Annotated in this window: 2 protein-coding genes and 1 pseudogene; all 3 read right to left on the bottom strand. The window is 43.6% G+C overall.

The features are described 5' to 3' along the window. A pseudogene (locus PVV70_RS09635) lies at window positions 1-126 on the bottom strand (late control protein); the annotation flags it as partial. Window positions 127-253: 127 nt separating this feature from the next. Further along, a complete protein-coding gene (locus PVV70_RS09630; protein ID WP_273759012.1) occupies window positions 254-1075 on the bottom strand; it encodes a DNA adenine methylase in 822 nt (273 codons plus the stop codon). Between the two features lie 142 nt (window positions 1076-1217). After that, a partial coding sequence (locus PVV70_RS09625) for a phage late control D family protein (RefSeq protein WP_273759011.1) occupies window positions 1218-1882 on the bottom strand: 665 nt, incomplete at its 5' end.

Below are 1882 nucleotides of genomic sequence, written 5' to 3'. Positions count from 1 at the left end.
ACAGCGCACGGGACCGCTGAACCCTGTCTGATGCTTGACTTGGCATTGTTGCCCTTTTGAGCGATCAAAATAAGAGGCTTCAATGGTGCCATATTGCGTGCGTGGCTCAAGGGTAAATTCCCAGCTGTAGTTTGACACTAGGTTTTGTACCAATTTATTTTGCTTCACATGATTTTTAAGGGGTTCTCAAAGGGTCTTCAAAGTCCTTTCAAAGGTTGTTTAAAGACCCTTTAATGCATCTTTTCTCTTCATCCTAAAAGTTGCAATTTGAGATGATGAGCTCTTGCGCCGGAATCGCATTATTTGACAAATTACAGGAATAAATTGTTCTCACCTCTTTTATATGGAATTGACTGAAGGTTTTTCGAATCTCTGGCACATCATTGAGAGAGAGAAGAAACTTTCCCTTTAGTTGTGCAAGCAGCATAGACATCGTCTGGTAATCCTCCCGCTTAAACAAGTCCTTGCCATAATAATCCTCAACACCAAAATAAGGTGGATCAAGATAAAACAAAGTATTTGGCCGGTCATAACGCACAATAAAATCAGACCAATCTAAATGTTCAATGGTAACACCCGCTAAACGGCGGTAAATAAGCTTTAATAAGTCCTCAAGTTTCAAAGAATTAAACCTTGCTCCACGGTTAGGATCAACTCCAAATGTACGCTTAGCCACCTGACCAGCGAAACTCAATCGCTGGAGATATAAAAACCGCAAAGCCCGTTCTAAATCCGTAAGGGTGCTTGGATCTTGTGAAGTAAAACGTTGAAACAGCTCACGGCTGCTAATCTGGAACTGCAACAGATCCATAAAAGGGTGATAATGGCGTTGCAACACCCGAAAAAAATTCACCACATCCCCGGAGCGATCATTGATAACTTCATATAAGGGAATCAATTTTCTCCTAAAGAATATTCCTCCCATGCCAACAAAAGGTTCAGCATAAGTGCGATGGGGAATGCCCTCAATGATTTTGATAATGGTTTTGGCTAACTTGATTTTTCCACCAATATAAGCAGTAGCTGGCGAGATGGGTTTAACAGATTTTAATTTTTCTTTGTAAAGTATGTCCATCATTTTTTAACACTCTTTCATCTATATTAGCCGTCTTCTCATTGCTTTAAGTGATAAGAAGTGGCTGCGATGTTAAGTTAAGTCGCATCGGACGGGGTTGTCGCAAAACTTTCTCCCGTTGGCTGGGTGACCAGCCCAGCCTCTATTTTTGTTCCTCTCCTTGATTTGGTGCCTCAAAAGTTATTTCTGTGGTGTATCCGCTTTGCTTTTCATAGCGATGGATCACGGTAGCAGCATGCCATGGACCATTGATTTCGCCTCGAAACCCTTGAAGCAAAAGCGGTTGCCCCGCCATGATTTCAGGGCGCCCCTCAAGGCTTAAAGAACCACTACCCATGGCTCGACAAAGCCTATCCGACTCAGAAGCAGCGGCTGCTTGTGCTTCTTGCTCACAAGGATAACACGTCCGCAGACGGCGAATGGGCCCCGTATACCCTGTGTGATGTTTGACGGCGTGTTGTTGCCCTTTTGCGCGATCAAAATACCGTGCTTCTATCATGCCATATTGGGTACGCGGCTCGAGACTAAATTCCCAATGGGAACATTCCTGTTGATGAATGGTCTGGAGGGGGAGATTGTCCCCACTTAAAAATAAAAACGTATTGTCTTTGATCAAAAAACGCGCCTGCATCCGATCAGCAAGGCGGGTTAAAAAATCAATCGCCGATTGATCGGTGCGTACCACATAAGGCAAGGTTTGTTTGGTAAATTTGGGACTGACCTTTGCTTGATAACCATGACGTTTGGCAAGGCTCTCAACAATCTCAGCAATGGTTTTATGGTCAAAATGTTCGCTCACCTGTTCTT

The organism is Bartonella sp. AU55XJBT, from assembly GCF_028618525.1.
The sequence above is the reverse complement of the archived record's forward strand: the minus strand, read 5'-3'. Positions and strand labels throughout refer to the sequence as shown.

Coding starts and splice junctions, on each gene's coding strand:
- PVV70_RS09630 (WP_273759012.1), bottom strand. CDS start 1,075: ATGGACATACTTTACAAAGAAAAATTAAAATCTGTTAAACCCATCTCG.